Genomic DNA, 17,758 nt, shown 5'->3' on the forward strand with positions numbered 1-17,758 from the left:
ATTAGATCCGTCATTGATCCACTGAGCGGTTACCTTGAACCGGCCTTATATCTTGAACCCTGTCATCGCGTCATTGGGCGCAGATACGAGAACACCTGTATTGGACGTGCTGGCGTCTTCGCTGGCAAACCAGCTCCTACAGGGTTGAAGATTGGTTTTTTTATGGTTGTCAATCGCCCTGTGAACGCTGCGAATGCCGCTCATCGGGCCGTTGAATAGCGGGGGCTGAAGGTAGGGTGGGAAATGTCGAATTATGTGAAAAAATCGTCAGATTTTTCCTACTTTTATGAATGGCTACCATACGTTTGTATTATCATTCGCGCCAAATCTCATTGAGCATTTCCTCCAGGCACTCGCACTGATGCGCGCCTGAGTGATGATTGCGCCCGATATGGATATCCGCTGTTTTTTATGGACAATGCTGCTCCACCGCGTCGCTCTTTGCTGATTCTGTCTAAGGGTGCGCAACAAATCCCTACCCTCCCCGCGCTGCTGCCTGAGTATCGGCTGCTGTGTGGAACGGTGGGCGACATTGCCCGGGCCGAGGATGTGTTGGCGTGGGGGCGCAAGCCCAGTGCGTTGCGTGCCAAGGAAGCAGCCGATGCTGCCGGGTTGCCGCTGATCACGGTCGAAGACGGTTTTTTGCGCTCCGTGGGCCTGGGTGCTGAAGACCCGCCGTTGTCGCTGATCGTCGACCCGCTGGGCATCTATTACGACGCCACCGCCCCTTCTCGCCTGGAACAATTGATTGCGCAGCCGCTGACGCTGGCGCAGTCCGATCGTGCCCGCGCCTTGCAAGCGAGCTGGTGCGAAGAACGCGTTTCGAAGTACAACGGTGCGCGGATCGAAACCTGTGTATTGCCGCAGCCTTGCGTGCTGGTCGCTGATCAGACGCGGGGCGATGCTTCGCTGCAAGGCGCCAGCGCCGCGGATTTCGAGCACATGCTCGAGGTCGCGCTGGCCCGTCACCCGCAATGTACGGTGGTGGTCAAGGTTCACCCGGATGTGGTGGCCGGGCGCAAGCAGGGGCACTTTGATCTGGCGACGCTGCGCAAGCATCCACGAATTCATCTGATCAGCAAAAACGTGCATCCGGCGGAGCTGCTGTCGGCCGTTCAGGCGGTGTACGTCATGACCTCGCAACTGGGCTTCGATGCCCTGTTGTGGGACGTGCCGGTGCACACTTTTGGCATGCCGTTCTATGCCGGTTGGGGTTTGACCGTTGATGCGTTGCCCGCCCCTGAGCGACGTCAGCCAGTCAAGCTCGAGCAGTTGCTGCATGCCGCGCTGGTGGAATACCCGCGTTATGTCGACCCGGAGACGGGCGCGCCGTGCCAGGTTGAGACGGTGCTGGCGTGGTTGGGTTTGCAGCGACGGATGCGCAGTCGATTGCCCCATGACTTGCAAATGGTCGGCTTCAGCAAGTGGAAGCAGCCGTTGGTGCAGGACTTTTTCAATGGTTCGTCCATCCGGTTTCTCGGGCGTTTCTCCCGTCGTCGTGTGGCTGCTCCGGTGATCACCTGGGGTTGCCAGCACGATATGCCTCTGTCCGGGAAATCGGGTCGGCACCTCGGCCGCGTCGAAGACGGCTTCCTGCGCTCCGTCGGCCTGGGCGCTAAGAAAACCCGCCCCCTGTCCTGGGTGTTCGACGACCTGGGCATTTACTACGACGCCACCCGCCCTTCGCGTCTGGAACACATATTGCAAAACGAGCCTTGTGCACCGGGCTTGTTGCAGCGGGCGGCGGCCTTGCGGGAAGCGATCTGCGCGGCCGGCGTGACCAAGTACAACTTGCCTGGTACGCCGTGGAAACGCCCGGCCGGTGTCGAGCGGGTGATTCTGGTGCCGGGCCAGGTGGAGTCCGATGCGTCGATTCGTTATGGCGCGCACCGGATCCGCCGCAACCTGGATTTGCTCAAGGCGGTGCGCGAGCGTCATCCGATGGCGTGGCTGTTGTACAAGCCGCACCCCGAAGTACTGGCCGGCACACGCGAGGCCGGCGTAGACGAAGAACGCACCAGCGACTGGTGCAACCAGGTGGTGGGCGATGTGCCTTTCCACTCGCTGTTGTCCGAGGTCGACGAGGTGCATGTGCTGACTTCGCAATCGGGCTTCGAAGCTTTGTTGCGCGGCGTGCCAGTGACCACGTATGGCCAGCCGTTCTATGCCGGCTGGGGATTGACCGAGGATCGCGACCTGAGCCCGGACGTTCAGGCGCGACGCACCCGGCGCCTGAGCCTCGACGAGCTGGTGGCCGCAACGCTGATCCGCTACCCAACTTATGTCAGCCGCATCACCCGAAAATTTACCACCCCTGAACGCACGCTTATCGAGATCCAGAACTGGGATGAAGTACCAACGCAAGGAAGAACTCCAACATGGCGAGAGATGATTCGGCGTTTGCTCCTTACGGTTTTGAAACCACGCCTCAGGCAATCCTGATTCCCAAGCAGCGCTCCCTGCGACCGGTGCCGGTGAAGCCGCGCAACTCGTTCCTGTTCTTGCAGGGCGTCAGTTCGCCGTTTTTTGCGCGCCTGGCGCAAGCCCTGCGAAACGAGGGACAGCAGGTCAAGTCCGTCAGTTTCAACATGGGCGATACCCTGTATGGCAGCGGTGCGCGGGTGTATTACTCGGCGCGACCCGAGCAGTTGGCGGATTTCTACAGCCACTGCTTCAAGACGGAGCACATCACCGACGTGGTGCTGTTCGGCGATTGCCGGCCGGTGCATCAACCGGCGGTGACGCTGGCCAAGTCGCTGGGGATTCGTGTGCACGTGTTCGAGGAAGGTTACTTCCGGCCGTACTGGATCACCCTTGAGCGCAACGGTGTGAACAATCACTCGCTGCTGCCCCGGGATCCGGAGTGGTATCGCGAGGTGGGCAAGTACATTCCGCGTTATCACAACGGCAATGAGTTTCGCCTGTCGTTTGCCTCCCGGGCGCTGCACGATGTGATGTATCACGTCGGTGGCGCGCTGAACAAAGTGGTGTTTCCCCATTACAAGACCCACGCGCCGTTCAACGCGGCGGTGGAGTATGCGGGCTACATTCGCCAGGGCATTCGGCTGTTGAGTGCCAAGGGTCGCGATTCCGAGGTGATCAGCGAGGTGGCGCGCAATCGCCACCGCACCTTCCTGCTGCCCTTGCAGTTGGACAGCGATGCGCAGATCCGCGATCACTCGCCGTTCCGCCACATGAAGGATGTGCTCAAGCACGTGATGGGCTCGTTCGCCCGCCATGCCGGCAGCGATGCGCGGCTGGTGGTGAAGAACCATCCGCTGACGCCCGGTATCGTCAATTACCAGCGCATCACCCGGCGCATTGCCCACAAGCTGGGCATCGAAGATCGCGTGGACTTCCTCGAGAGCGCGCACATGCCGACGCTGTTGTCGCACGTGGCCGGCGTGGTCACGGTCAACAGTACCGTGGGCGGTTCGTCGCTGATGCACAACGTGCCGACCATCGCCCTCAGTGACCCGATCTACAACCTCAAGGGGCTGACCCACCAAGGCGGCCTCGACGCGTTCTGGGACCATCCGGAACCCCCTGACTCCACGCTGTTTCAACGCTTTCGCAGCACGGTCATTCACACCACGCAGGTCAACGGCGGCTTCTATACCCGCTGTGGCATTGACATGGCGGTGAACAATTCCCTGGAAGTGTTGATGGCGAAAACCTCGAAGATCGAACAGTACCTATGACGCTGCACAAGTCTCCACGCTGCATTCTCATCACCGGCGCCACTGGCGGCATCGGTGGTGCCCTGGCGCCTGCGTATGCGGCGCCGGGGGTGACCCTGATCCTGCAAGGCCGGCGCCTGGATCGCCTGGAAGAAATGGCCGCGCAGTGCCGCGCCCTCGGTGCGCGGGTGTTGCTGCAGCCGCTCGACGTCCAGGACCTGGAAGCCTTGCGCCGCTGGATCAGTGAGATCAGCGAGAGGGAGGCGCCGGACCTGATCATCGTCGGCGCCGGGGTCAACACCTCCGCAGGCGACAATGGCGAGGGCGAAGTCTGGGCGCTGTCCCAGGCGCTGATCGAGATCAATGTGTTGGCGGCGTTGGCTACGGTGCAGGCCGCATTGCCGTTCATGCGCGCGCGCAAATCCGGGCAGATCGCCCTGTTCAGTTCGCTGGCCGGCTGGCGTGGGTTGCCCGCCACGCCGAGCTACAGCGCGAGCAAGGCGGCGATCAAGGCCTACGGCGAAGCCATGCGCGACCTGGTGGCGGTGGACGGGGTGAAGATCAACGTGATCATGCCTGGCTACGTCGAATCGAAGATGTGCTTTGAGATGCCCGGGCCCAAACCCTTGCTCTGGGCACCGGACAAAGCCGCGCGCAGGATTCGCAGCGGCCTGGCGGCGAACCAGGCGCGGATCAGTTTTCCGTTCCCGCTGAACCTTGGATGCTGGGCATTGGGAGTCATTCCGCCACGGCTGTCGTCGATCATTTTGCGGTGGCTGGATTACGGTGCCTGATGTGTTGAGTAGTGCGTTTGGCTGGGTGGTAGTAGTCGGTTTTCTGTTGTCGTGCGGGTTCGAAAGACTGTTGGTGCCCTGCCCCGGCTGGCGTCGCCCGCTGCGCGCCTGGGCGTTGCACGCCGGTGCCTGGGCGTTCGCCGTCGGCTTGCTGTACCTGATCACCGGCCGCGCGTGGTTCAGCGCGGTAAACGTGTTGGCCCTGTGGTTGTTGATCGTGTTGGTAAGCAACGCCAAATATCATTCGCTGCGCGAGCCCTTCGTGTGCGCCGACTTCGAATACTTCAGCGATGCGGTGCGTTTTCCGCGCCTGTACCTGCCGTTTTTCGGCATCGGCAAGGCGATTGGCCTGGCGTTGCTGTTTGTGGTCTACCTGGGCTGTGGGCTGTATTTCGAGCCGGTCGGCGCCAATGCCCACGCCGAGGCAACGGGCACCTTGCTCGGGGGGTTGGCGCTGCTCTGGCTGGGTGGCTTCAAGCCCCTGAAGCCCACCTTCGACGCTGGCCTGGACCTGGGTCGTTGGGGCTTGGCGGCCAGTTTGTGGACGTACTTTTTTGCCGCCCGGCGTCCGGTGGCGCTGGCGTCTTTGAACTCGCCGTTCCTTGGCGAGGAAGCACGCCCCATGGCCGATGCCACCCTGGCGGACCTGGTGTCGGTGCAGAGCGAATCGTTTTTCGATGCGCGCAGGCTTTGGCCCGGCGTGCGTGGGCAGGTCCTCGAACAGTTCGATACCTTGCGGGGTGAAGCGCTGGCCCAGGGCCGTTTGCAAGTGGCGGCCTGGGGTGCGAATACGGTGCGGACCGAGTTCGCCTTCCTGACCGGGATCAAGGTCGACCAGCTCGGCGTCCATCACTTCAATCCCTATCGCCACCTGGCGCGCCAGGGGGTTGCCAGTGTCGCGCTGGAACTCAAGCGCCGAGGGTATCGCACGGTGTGCGTGCACCCTTATGTGGGCAGTTTCTATGGTCGCGACAAGGTGCTGCCGGCGCTGGGCTTCGACGAGTTCATCGACGTGCGCAGTTTCACCGCGCAGCAGAAGGCCGGTCCGTTTATCGGTGACTGCGCCGTGGCCGACAAGATCCGAGAATTGCTCGATGCGCCGGGTCGCACGCAGCCGTTGTACATCCATGCCATCACCATGGAGAACCATGGGCCGTTGCACCTGGAAAACGTCGAGGCGACTGATCTTGCGCAGTGGTTTGACCGTCCCCTGGCTGAAGGCCTGCGCGACCTGGCGCCGTATGTGCGCCACCTGGCTAATGCCGACCGCATGCTCGGCCAGTTGCGCGAGCACTTGCTGGCCCGCGATACGCCGGCCGGGCTGTGTTTCTTCGGTGACCATGTGCCGATCCTGCCCGACGTGTATGGCGCCCTGGGTGAGCCAGATGGAAATACCGAGTATTTCATCTGGTCCAATCGCGTGCGAAGCGCCTGTGCTCCCATGGATATGGGGGTCGAGCATTTGGCCAAGACGTTTATCGATCACCTGGCGTCGGTAGGCGATGCAGCGTGAACCCGTGCAGATCGTCCTGGCTTCCAGCCTTTCGCAGCGCGAACCTGCGATTGCACGCTGGATCACCTCGGGGCGCGGCTCGCTGGCGTTCATCCTTGGCGATGAAGAATGTCGTCATCGCCTGTTGGCGGACGGGATCAATTGGGATCGGGTGTTGATTGCCTATCGCAGTGAAGGCGCTATCGGTTACGCGGCGTTCAAACACCATCGACGCGGTCCTTTTTCACCTGGCCCCGCGCCGTTCGTGCGTGAGTTCGGCTGGCTGGGGGGCTCGCTGCGCTACGGGTTGTTCATGATCAGCGAGTGTCGCGAGTGGTACTACGGGTTTTACCTGTATGGCTTGCGCGTGCGTAAAGTCGCCCGCCGCCAGGGCGTCGCCAGTGCCTTGCTGCAGGCCGTGTGCGAGCAGGCCTTGGGCTGCGGGCAGGGAAAAGTCGAGCTGGAAGTGCAAGCGAAAAACCTCGCCGCCCGGGCGTTCTATGCCCACCAAGGTTTTGTGTCGATACGCACCATGAGCTGGCTCAGCCGCCTGGTGCCGATTCCCACTGTCATCAATCTGCGTCGCACGTTGTCGCCCCTTTCACGAGTGCCCCCGAAATGAATCGACCCGTCGCCCTTGAGTCCCTGGTTGAAGGTCCCGGCTGGGTGGGGATCATGTCGCAATGGGTGATGTGGAAAGTCTTTCACCTGGGCGAGTTTCTTGACCCTGAAGGAACGCCGCAATGGCTGTGGCGACGCGGTCGACAGCGGCCGGCGGGGTTGAAGGCGATTTCCGGGATCGGCTACAAAAGCTCGTCGGACCATGCCCGGGTGTTGTGCAAGCGCTGGGGGATTCCCTATGTGGCACTGGAGGACGGCTTTTTGCGTTCTTCGTCGCTGGGGGTGGAAGGCGATACGCCGATGTCGATGGTGGTCGATCCGATCGGCATTCACTACCTGGCCGATCGGCCGTCGCTGCTGGAAAACATCCTGCAGGTGCCGCACACCCTGAACGATGCAGATTTGGCCACCGCGCGGGAGTTGATTGCGCTGATGCGCAGCAGCGGCATCGGCAAATACAACAATGCGCCGGACCTGAGCGATGACGATCCGCTGGGGCGTGAGCGGCCGTTGGTGCTGGTGGTGGACCAGACCTACGGCGACTTTTCGATTCCCGGTGGCGGGCTGTGTGAAGCGGACTTTATTCGCATGCTCGACGCGGCGCTGGCGGAAAATCCCGAGGCGGATGTGCGGGTGCGGATTCACCCGGACTGCGTCAACGGCCACAAGAAAAGCTGCCTGCTCGATGCCGCGCGCGAACGCGGCTTGGTACTGGAGAGTCGTCATGTGTCCTGGGCTTCCCTGGCGCGCCGGGCCCAACGGGTGTATGTGGGCACCAGCCAGGCCGGGCTTGAGGCGTTGATCCAGGGCATCCCGGTGACCTGTTTCGGACTGCCGTTCTATGCCGGCTGGGGCTTGACCGATGACCGCCTGGCCATCCCCCGTCGCCAGGCACGCCCGACCCTGGAGCAGTTGGTGGCGGCGGCGTATATCCGCTATTGCCGTTACGTCGACCCCCTAACCGACCAGCGCTGCGACGTGATGACCGTGGCCCGGCAACTGGCGCGGCAGAAGCAGCAGGACAGTCTGTTTGCCGGTAGCGTGACGGTGGTTGGCGTGCCTCGGCGCGAGCGGTCGGCGTTGCGTAGATTATTGAATAGCCGCTGGGGTCGCTTGACCTTCGCCCGCGACAACGCCGGATTGATCCCGACTGTGGCTCGCGAAACGGGGAAGCTGTTGGTGTGGCATGCCTGTGAATCGGGTGAGCTGCAAGCCCGTGCCGAGGCCCATGGCGTGACAATGTGGCGGATCCGCCCGGGTGTGCTGCAGTTGCCGTGCGGGGGTGAACAACCCCTGGCGCAGATACGTGGTCTGCCTTGCAGCCCGCAACAGGCCCAGGCACACAACGCCCGCCCCAAAGCCGGATTGCTCGAGAGCTGCGCACGTTATCGACAGATTCGGCGGTACCTCAAGGGGATGTTCGTACGCGGCGAGCACTGTAGGAGCGAGCATGTCGAATCGTCGCACCGTCGCGATGGTCGTCAACGATGACGCGGGGTGCCTGGTAGCCCGCGGTGTTCTCTGGTTCATCGCGAGCATGCTCGCTCCTACATTGGATTGGGCATAGCCGTGACTGGCTGGTCGGCTATAAGGCCGCCTTCGCCAGCAAGCCGGCTCCTACAGAGGGAAGTGCGTACGGCTCCCGATCGGGCCGCCTCGCTTTGCCTTTTGATCTTCTTGCCCCCTCGATCGGAGTGCGGCGGGACCTGTAGGAGCGAGCATGCTCCGGGCGGCGTTCCGACGATGGTCGTCAACGATGACGCGGGGTACCTGGTAGCCCGCGGTGTTCTCTGGTTCATCGCGAGCATGCTCGCTCCTACAGGGATCGCGGACAAGTCTGCAATCAGGTCGACTGCCAGGACGCCTTCGCGAGCAGGCTCGCTCCCACAGTAGATCGGGTACAGCCGCGAGCGCAGGGTGCAGCGTTACAGCTTCTGCAGTTCCTGCGCAACGATGGCCACGGTTTCGGCGATTTGTTCGGGGGTGTGCAGGCACGAAACGAAGAAACGCACGCGCGCAGCTTTCTCCGGGACGGCCGGGTGCAGGATGGGTTGGGCGTTGATCCCGCGTTTGGCCAGGGCGCTGGACAATTGGGTGGCCTTGACCGAGCTGCCGGTGATCACCGGAATGACTGCTAGCCCGGTACTGGTGCCGGTATCCAGCCCCGCCTCGCGGGCCAGGGCGAGGAACTGTTGGCCGCGGGCCTGCAAGGTTGCCACGCGCTCGGCGTCGTGGGCCATGCAACGCAAGGCTGCGAGTGCCGCCGCCGCCACCGAGGCCGGCATGCCAACGCTGTAGAGAAAACCCGGCGCCATGAACTTCAGGTGCTCGACCAGGGCCGACTCGCCGGCAATGTAGCCGCCGCAGCTGGCCAGGGTCTTGCTCAGGGTGCCCATCCAGATGTCGACGTCTTTGCCCGCCAGGCCGAAGTGCTCGCGAATGCCCTTGCCATTGGCCCCCATGACACCCAGCGAGTGGGCCTCGTCGACCATCAAGAACACCTTGTGCCGGTTCTTCAGCTCGACGAAACGCGGCAGGTCCGGGTAGTCGCCGTCCATGCTGTAGATGCCTTCGAGCACCACCAGCACCCGCTCGAAATGCTGGCGCTGATCGCCCAGCAGACGATCGAGGGCTTCGACGTCGTTGTGAGCGAAGCTCAAGCGTCGCGCTCCGGACAACTGGATGCCTTGCAGCACACTGTTGTGGATAAGTTCGTCGTGGATCACCAGGTCCCGCGGGCCGAACAGATAGCCGATGGTGGTGACGTTGGTGGCATGCCCACTGACGAAGGTCACGGCGTCATCCACCTCGTACAAACGGGCCAGTTCGGCTTCCAGCTCGCGATGGATCGGCCGGTCGCCGGACACCAGGCGGCTGGCCGACACCGAGGTGCCGTAGTGATCGATGGCCGCCTTGGCCGCCTCGGCGACCACCGGATGGCCGGAGTAACCCAGGTAGTTGTAGCTGGCGAAGTTGACGAAGCGCTGGCCCTGGATCGTCGTTTCGGCGCCCGCCAGGCTTTCATGCAACTTGAAGAACGGATTGGCCAGGCCAAAGCGCGCCGCGCCGTCATGCATGATCCGCAGTTGTTGATAACCGGGATGCTGATCGAAGCGGTAGAACTGCTCCGGCACCGCCCGCGCATGGCGGCTCACGTCCGCCAGCGAGGCTGGCGGCGCGCCGTCGCCGGTCTGCCGCAGGCGCCGTTCCAGGGCTTGCTGGATCAGCTTGTCTTTCATCGAAGCGCCAAGCCCTGGTGAACTTTTTGAGGTCATAGTCAATTGATCAAACGGGATAGTTGAGATTCAGGGTCGCGCGCGCCCTGGCGGACCTGGGCCAGCTCGGCTTCGGACAATTCGGCGCCGTGGCGAGCCAGGGTCAGCGCCTGCAGGTTGTCTTCGGCAACGGGCGCGGCCTCGGCATCCTGGCTGCCGCGCAGCAGTTCAAGAATGCGCACGGTCAATTTGGCGATGCTGGAGGTTTCGCTCAGCTCCATCACCGGCAAGCGAATGCCGAAGCGCTCCTCCACCGCCACCACCAGCTCCACACTCATCAACGAGTCGAGCCCCAGTTCCTGCAGCGGTTGGTTGCTGTCGAGCTTGCTGGTCGGCATGCGCAGGATCTCGCTGATTTCCTGCTTGAGCATTTCGGCGAACAGTTCGGTGAGTTCCTGGTCGTTCATCTCCAGCAACAGGCGCTGGATGTCATCGACATTGCTCTCTTCCTCTTGCTCGCCACTGTGCAGCCGCACCAGTTCACTGAACTTCGGCGAACCCGCCGCCGGCAGGAAGCGCGACAGGGCTTTCCAGTCGAGCTCCAGCACACCCAATCCGGAGCGCTGTTGCAGCAGCAAGCGTTCGAGGGTGTCGAGGGCCGCTTGCGACTGCAGGGCCGCGCCGCCCATGCGACTTTGCAAGGCGTTCTTGATGTCCTGGTTGCGCGCCAGGAACCCGGCATCGTCAATCGCCCCCCACAGCACCGCCGTGGCCGGCAAGCCTTGCAGCAGGCGATGACGGGCCAGGGCTTCGAGCCAGTGGTTGGCCGCCACGTAGTTGGCCTGCCCCGGGTTGCCGAACAAAGTGGTCGCCGAAGAGAACAGCACGAAGAAGTCCAGCGCCAGGTGCGCGGTCAGTTCGTGCAGGTATTGCGCGCCCTTGGCCTTGGGTTCGAGCACCCGTTGCAATTGCGCCTGGGTCAGGTTGCGGACTAGCCCGTCTTCAAACACGGTGGCCGCGTGCACTACGCCACGCAGCGGCGCCTTGGAGGCTTCGATGCTGGCCAGCACGCTGCGCAGTTGGGCGCTGTCAGTAATGTCGCAAGCCAGCGCCTGGACCTCGATGCCCTGCTCGCGCCAAGCCGCCAGCGCCGGTTGTGCTTCTTCGGTGGCCGCGCCGCGACGGCCGAGCAATGCCAGGTGCCGCGCGCCCTTGTCGACCAGCCATTGCGCGGTACGCAGGCCAAAACCGCTGAGCCCGCCGGTCACCAGGTAGGTGCCGTCGGCGGCGAGTTGCAAGGCCGGTGCCTGTGCCAGCGGCGCACGGAACACCTGTTGGATCGGCGTGCGGTAGGTGACGACGATCTTGCCGATCTGCCGCGCCTGCTGCATGTAGCGGAACGACTCGACCACATCGTTGGCGTCGAATTCACGGTACGGCAACGGACTGAGGATGCCGTCGCGGAACAGTTGCATCATGTCGCCGAACAGGCGGCGGGTCAGGTCCGGGCGCTCGCTCATCAGTTGGTCGGCGTCGATGCCAAAGTAGCTGATGTTGTTGCGGAACGGCCGCAGGCCGATCTTGGTGTTCTGGTAGAAGTCGCGCTTGCCCAGTTCGAGGAAGCGCCCGAATGGCTTGAGCACTTGCAGGTTGCGGTTGATCGCCTCGCCTGCCAGGGAATTGAGCACTACATCAACGCCACGGCCGGCGGTGATCGCCAGGATCTCGTCGGCAAACGCCAGCGAGCGCGAATCGAACACGTGCTCGACCCCGAGCAAGCGCAGGAAGTCGCGTTTTTCGTCGCTGCCGGCGGTGGCGTAGATCTCGGCCCCGCACCATTTGGCGATCTGGATCGCGGCGATGCCGACACCACCCGCCGCACCGTGGATGAGGATTTTCTCGCCCGGCTCCAGGCGTGCCAAGTGGTGCAGCGCGTAGTACACGGTGAAGAAGGTGCTCGGGATGGTCGCGGCCGCCTCGAAGGACATGCCCTCGGGGATGCGCGCCACCGCATTGGCATTGGTGACCAGGCGGTTGGCGAAGCTCGATGGACCAAAGCCGACCACCCGGTCGCCCGGCTGGAAGTCGCCTTGCACCTGCGCACCCTTGGCGCGCACGACACCGGCGAATTCAAAACCCAGGGTCGGGCCGGAGAAGCCGTTCTCGATGGCTTCGTCGGACAACAGGCCGAGGGCATACATGACGTCGCGGAAGTTGAGGCCGGTGGCCTGGACCTCGATGTCCAGCTCATCGCCCTTCGGCAGCAACGGCTCGTGGGCCTCCCAGCGCAGGTTGCGCAACTGGCCCGGCAGTTCGAAACCGAGGCTGACCTGGGTCGCGGCCTGTTGCAGGGCGCTGGCATCCAGCTGATCAGGGCGCACCCGCAGGCGAGCCACGTAACGATCACCTTCGGCACTGATGGCCAGTTCGGTTTCGTCATCGGCATTCAGCAAGGCCGGCAGCAACGCGTCGACCCCGACGCCTTCGGCCAGGTCCAGCAGACGCACGCGGCAACCCACGGCTTCGTTGGCCAGGGTGCGACCAAAGCCCCACAACGCCGCATCGGCAACGGATGCCAGGCTCCCTGCGACCTGTGCAGCGGCTGGCAGCAAATGCACCGCCGCTCCACGGGTCAGCAGCCAGCAATCGGGGCTGATGCCCGCCTGCTCGCAGGCCTGGGTCAGTGCCGCAGCCAGCATGCAGCGCCGCGCCTGGTCATCCAGGCCCTGGCTGCCGAACAGGCCGCTGAGCAACAGCACGTGCTGGGGCGCCGCCATGGCGCGCAGTTGCTCGGCCAGGTCCTGGGCCAACGCCGGCGCCAGCCAGTCAACACTTTGCCCTTGCTCGCGCAGGGCGGTGGCCAATTGCTGGGCGAAGGCGTGTTCCGCGCCCTGCTCATCGGCCACCAGCAACCAGCGCTGGGCCGGCAGTGGTTGCGGCTCGAATGCCGCTGCCGCTGCGGCCGCGCCCACCAACAGGTAGCTGCCGCTGGACATGCCCGGGCACAATTCCAGCGCCTCGCCGACGCTCAGGCCGTGACGACGCAGTTCCTGTTGCCAGAAGCCCGGGCGCTGTTGCACCGACAAGCTGCCCTGCCCCTGCCCGGACAGCCACCACGAAGGTTGCGCGCCGAAGACGAAATCTGCCCAACGGGCCGGATGCTGCGCCAACAACATCAGCTGGCCACCGGCCGACAAGCGCGCCGCGCCATGGGTCAGTCCTGCGCTGATGGCCTGCAGCGGCGCCAGGTCGGAGGCGACCAGCACCAGGTCGAAGCCCGCGGCCGGTACGGTCGGCTGTTGCGCGGCATCGTCCAGGCTGAGCAAGCGCAGGTCCGGGAAGTCGGCTTGCAGCAGGCTGGCCGGGTCCAGGTCATCGGCGCTGTACTGGTAGTCGACTCGGTCGAAGTCCAGTTGCGCACAGAGTTGCGCGGCGAAAGGCGAACCGCCGAAGCCGAGCTCGAGGATGCGCAGGCGCTGGCCCGCCGGGAGCACGGCCAGGCGTTGTTCGATGTGGTGTTTGATCGCGTCCAGCACGGCGTGATAGCCGCTGGCGCCCAGCACCTGACGGGCCAGTTGCGCGGGCGAGGTTTCACGGGGCAGCAGTGTTTCGATCTGCAGCGCGCCGCTGACCAGGTCCAGCAGGTGGATACCGATGCGGCCCACCGAGTGAATGATCTGGAAATGCTCGGGATAACTGCGGAACAGTTCCTGCCAGATGTCCTGGGCGCTGGGCTGCTCGCCCTGATCGACCAGCTGCCAATTATCGCCGTTGGCAACCAGGCTGCCGTCGTCCAGCGCCTGCTGCAGCAGATGATCCAGATAGCCCGAGAAGCCTTGCGCGTCAGCCTGCCAGGTCGCCCGTTGCGCCGCGCTGAGCTGGCCGCCGAGGGACGCGATGGCCTCCAGCACGAAACTGCCGCACAGGCTGTCGAGCAGTGGATCGACTTCCTGGCTGTAACGCACCAGGGTCGGTTCATCGCTCACCGACGCCAGGCTTTGCGCCAGGGCGCTGTGCAAGGGCGCACCCGGTTGCGATTGCGCGCGGGCGGCCAATGGATAGGGTTTGGCGATACCGGCGAAATCCACCAGCTTCAGGTCGCCGCTGCGATCCTTGTGCAGCTTGACCGCACGGAAACGCGCGTCCTTGATGCACACCACGGCGCGGCCCTGGGCGTCGAACAGGGTGAAATCCGCCAGCAGCGAATGCTCCGAGCGACGCACCAGGCGCACCTTGGCCAGGCACGGTGTCAGGCTGCCCGCGGCAAAGTTGATGCGCCCCAGTTTCACCGGAATGAATGCCAGGCCGTTACGCGCCTTCGGATCGCGGCTGAGCAACTGGGTGATCAGCTGGAACGCGCTGTCCAGCAACGCCGGATGCAGGTGCAGGGCCGCCAGCTCCGACTCAATCACGCTCGGTGGGCTGAGTTGCGCCAGCACCTGGTCACCGTCGATCCAGCCGGCTTCGATGGCCTGGTAGGCCGGACCGTAGTTCAGGCCGACCGCCGTGGTCAGTTGCAAATGTTCAGCGCGGGTGAAATCCGCGGCACGGGTCGGCAGCACGGGCGCCGGCTCGTTGAGCAGCACACCACGGGCCTCACCCGGCAGGCGGGCGACCACGTGGCGGGCCCAGGGTTCTTCCTGGGAGGTGCTGCGCGACACGATCGACACGGTGCCATCGCTGCTGTCGATCTGCACCCGCACGCGCTTGCTCGACTCGGCGTGCAGCACCAGCGGGCTGTGGATTTCCAGCTCTTCGATGTCGACGAATTCACCAGGCTGGTGGCACTGCGCGGCAGCCAGCACCAGCTCGGTGAAACCGGCACCGGGGAACAGCACGGCGTCGCCGACCTTGTGGTCTTCCAGGGACGGGAACAGTTGCGTGTCCAGGCGATTGTCCCAGGTCAGCTCGTGGCCGGGCACCGCATGGCCCAGCAGCGGATGCACCCGATCGTGGTACAGCGTGCGCGCCGACTCCGGGGTGTCGCCGTGCCAGTGGCGCTCGCGCTGCCAGGCATAGTTGGGCAGGCGCACGAAGCGGCCGGTGCTCGGGAACAGGCACGCCAGGTCGGTATCGACGCCACTGATCAGCACCTTGGCCACCGCGCGGGTGACCATTGGCGGCGCATCGTCGTGGCGCTTGAGCGTGGCGATCACCACACCCTGTTGCTCGCGTGCCGCCAGGGCATCGCTGACATAGCTGCGCAGGATCGGGTGCGGACCGACTTCGACGAAGACGTTGTAGCCCTGCTCGCACAGGGTCTCGCTGGCGGACTGGAACAGCACCGGGAAACGGATGTTCTGCCACCAGTACTCGGCGTCCAGGCGTTCGCCATCGAGCAAGCCACCGGTGACGGTGGAATACATCGGAATGCGGCTGGCGCGCGGCGCGATATCGCGCAAGGCCTCGACCACCTGTTCGGCGATGACGTTCATGGCCGGCGAGTGGAAGGCGTAATCCAGGCCAAGACGGCGCACGAACACCTGACGCTCGGTCAATGCCTGCTCCAGACGCTCAAGCCCCGCCAGGGAACCGGCAACGGTGGCGCCCTTGAAGCTGTTTTCGCCGGCGACGACCACGTCATCCAGGCCCAGCTCCAGCAGCAGGTTGGCGGTGTCACTGCCTGACAGGCCCACGGCGGACATCTGCCCGGATCCGGCGGTCAGCCCCTGCAAGCGACTGCGGTGGTAGATCACGCGGGTCGCGTCGTTAAGGCTCAGGGCGCCACATGCCCAGGCGGCCGCCACTTCGCCAACGCTGTGGCCCATCACCACCTGCGGTACCACGCCTTTGCTTTCCAGCATGCGGGTCACGCCCACTTGCAGCGCGAACAGCGCCGGCTGGGCCAGTTCGGTCAGGTGATAACGCTCCTGGCCGTACTCGCCCGCCAGTTCTTTGATCAGCGAGTAACCCGACAGTGGCTGGAACAGCGAATCGACTTCCGTCACCGCGGCATGGAACACCGCATCGGCGAGCAACGCCTTGCCCATGCCCTGCCACTGCGAGCCATTGCCGGAGTACACGAACACCGGGCCCTTGGCCTGATCCAGCGCGCGACCGCTTTCGACCACCGAGCTCAACGCCGACACAGCCGGGTCAAGGGCGAAATCCAGCAGCGCCTGGGCGCTTTGCTGTTGATCGGCCTCGAACACCACCACGCGCTGCGGATGCAGGTCGCGACGCAGCATGGCCTGGTAAGCGACGTCGTACAGACCGTCTGCCGGGTGATCACCCAGGTGCTGGGCGATGCTTTCGGCCATGGCCGCCAAGCCGGCGCTGTCCTTGGCCGTGACCATCAGCGGCACCGGGCCTGCCTGGACAACCGGCGGTGTTACGTCCGGCGTGTGGCTTTGCAGGATGACGTGGGCGTTGGCGCCGCCGAAACCGAAGGAGTTCACCCCCACCACCAGCGTGCCGCTCGGTTTGAGGGCGTGGTTGCGGGTGGCGACGTTGAGGTTGAGGTCGGCGAACGGAATACGCGGATTGAGGTTCTTGATGCCGATGGTGGCCGGCACCTGGCGCTCGGTGACGCAGTACAGCGCCTTCATCAAGCCGGCCACGCCGGACGCGGCTTCCAGGTGACCGATGTTGCTCTTGACCGAGCCGATCAACAATGGCTTGTCCGCGCCGCGTACCTGGCCCAGCGCCAGGCCGATGGCCCGGCTTTCGATGGGGTCGCCCACCGGTGTACCGGTGCCGTGGGCTTCCAGGTAATCGATGTCGGCCGGCGAGATCCCGGCGCTGGCGTAGGCCTGGGTCATCAAGGCCGCCTGCGCATCGGCGCTCGGCACGGTCAACCCGGACTTGCGCCCGTCGGTATTGACCGCACTGCCGGCGACAACAGCGAGGATCTGGTTGCCATCGGCCACTGCCTTGTCGTAATCCTTGAGGTAAAACAGCCCTGCCCCTTCGGAACGCACATATCCGTCGCCCGCTTCGTCGAAGACGTTGCAGCGCCCTTTGCGCGACAGCATCGAGGCCTTGGAGAAGATCAGGAAGCCGAACGGGTGCAGGTGCAGGCTGATACCGCCGGCCAGTGCCTGGTCGATATCGCCGCTTTGGATGGCCTGGCAAGCCTGGTGGAACGCCACCAGCGACGAGGAACACGCGGTATCGACCGCCATGCTCGGGCCGTGCAGGTCATAAAAGTACGACAGGCGATTGGCCGCGATGCTGAAGGTGTTGCCCGTGGCCGTCGACGCGTCCACCAGCGACAGGTCATGGGACAGGCGATACGCATAGTCGGTACTGGCAATGCCCAGGTACACACCGCAATTGCTGCCGCGCACGCTCGAGGGTTTTACCCCGGCGTTCTCGAACACTTCCCAGCCCAGCTCCAGCAACAGGCGCTGTTGGGGGTCCATGATCGCCGCTTCGCGCGGAGAAATGCTGAAGAAGCCGGCATCGAAGGTAGAGATGTCGCCCAGCGTACCGGCCGCCAGGGTGTAGGCGGTGCCAGGGTTGGCCTTGTCTGGGTGGTAGAACGCATCGCGGGACCAGCGGGACGGATCGACCTGCGTGATGAAGTCGTGCCCTTCCAGCAGGTTCTGCCAAAAAGTTGCGGAAGTGGAGCCGGGAAAACGGAACGAAGCCCCAATAATTGCAACTTTTTTACGCATGACTTAATCCACCTTTTTATATTCTCAACGGTCCCGCCATCACTTCGTGCGATGGGTGTGTCGAACGCCCTCATGGGTTCAACATAACGTTGAGAAACTTGCTAAATTCCGTTGGGTAGTGACTCTGTATTTATTATTAGGAGTACTTTTTCTGCCCGGCATCGACTCCAGTGCCCCTTCAAGGGTGAACCACTAAAGCGCCAGCGCCGGGGGCGCAAAATCATACGCTGAGCGCCCCCCGAGGGAAACCCTTACAAACCGTTACGTTGCGACCCGTCGTCGTATTCCCCGCCTTGATCCACGCCTTGCGCCCGGCAAAAAAATAAATTCAATAAAA

General features: G+C 63.8%; 8 protein-coding genes. 6 read left to right on the forward strand and 2 right to left on the reverse strand.

The annotated features are described in order from the left end of the window. The first annotated feature begins 411 nt into the window (after positions 1-411). From CGA21_RS14080 to CGA21_RS14105, 6 genes are read left to right on the forward strand one after another with little or no spacing between them, the layout of a single operon-like run. Positions 412-2,442, forward strand: a complete 2,031-nt coding sequence (locus CGA21_RS14080; protein WP_188264387.1) for a capsular polysaccharide biosynthesis protein — start codon at positions 412-414, stop codon at positions 2,440-2,442. After that, positions 2,379-3,701, forward strand: a complete 1,323-nt coding sequence (locus tag CGA21_RS14085; RefSeq protein WP_223194131.1) for a capsular biosynthesis protein — start codon at positions 2,379-2,381, stop codon at positions 3,699-3,701. Before CGA21_RS14080 ends, CGA21_RS14085 begins: the two co-directional genes overlap by 64 nt. After that, positions 3,698-4,474, forward strand: coding sequence for an SDR family NAD(P)-dependent oxidoreductase (locus tag CGA21_RS14090; protein WP_188264388.1), 777 nt, complete (start codon positions 3,698-3,700; stop codon positions 4,472-4,474). Before CGA21_RS14085 ends, CGA21_RS14090 begins: the two co-directional genes overlap by 4 nt. A gap of 4 nt (positions 4,475-4,478) precedes the next feature. After that, the gene (locus CGA21_RS14095; protein WP_223194132.1) at positions 4,479-5,987 is read left to right on the forward strand and encodes an LTA synthase family protein; all 1,509 of its coding nucleotides are present in this window, start codon (positions 4,479-4,481) and stop codon (positions 5,985-5,987) included. Continuing rightward, the gene (locus tag CGA21_RS14100; protein WP_188264389.1) at positions 5,977-6,588 is read left to right on the forward strand and encodes a GNAT family N-acetyltransferase; all 612 of its coding nucleotides are present in this window, start codon (positions 5,977-5,979) and stop codon (positions 6,586-6,588) included. The genes CGA21_RS14095 and CGA21_RS14100 overlap by 11 nt, the downstream gene beginning before the upstream one ends. Continuing rightward, entirely contained in the window at positions 6,585-8,078 is a 1,494-nt protein-coding gene (locus tag CGA21_RS14105; protein ID WP_188264390.1) for a capsule biosynthesis protein, read from the forward strand. Before CGA21_RS14100 ends, CGA21_RS14105 begins: the two co-directional genes overlap by 4 nt. Before the next feature lie 434 nt (positions 8,079-8,512). On the opposite strand, the gene CGA21_RS14110 is transcribed toward CGA21_RS14105, so the two are convergent. Continuing rightward, entirely contained in the window at positions 8,513-9,862 is a 1,350-nt protein-coding gene (locus CGA21_RS14110; RefSeq protein ID WP_188264391.1) for an aminotransferase class I/II-fold pyridoxal phosphate-dependent enzyme, read from the reverse strand. A 2-nt stretch (positions 9,863-9,864) separates the two neighbouring features. Next, a complete protein-coding gene (locus CGA21_RS14115) occupies positions 9,865-17,421 on the reverse strand; it encodes a type I polyketide synthase (protein ID WP_188264392.1) in 7,557 nt (2,518 codons plus the stop codon). Positions 17,422-17,758 lie beyond the last annotated feature (337 nt).

The organism is Pseudomonas sp. PSB11 (genome assembly GCF_014596605.1).
GTDB classification, from domain to species: domain Bacteria; phylum Pseudomonadota; class Gammaproteobacteria; order Pseudomonadales; family Pseudomonadaceae; genus Aquipseudomonas; species Aquipseudomonas umsongensis.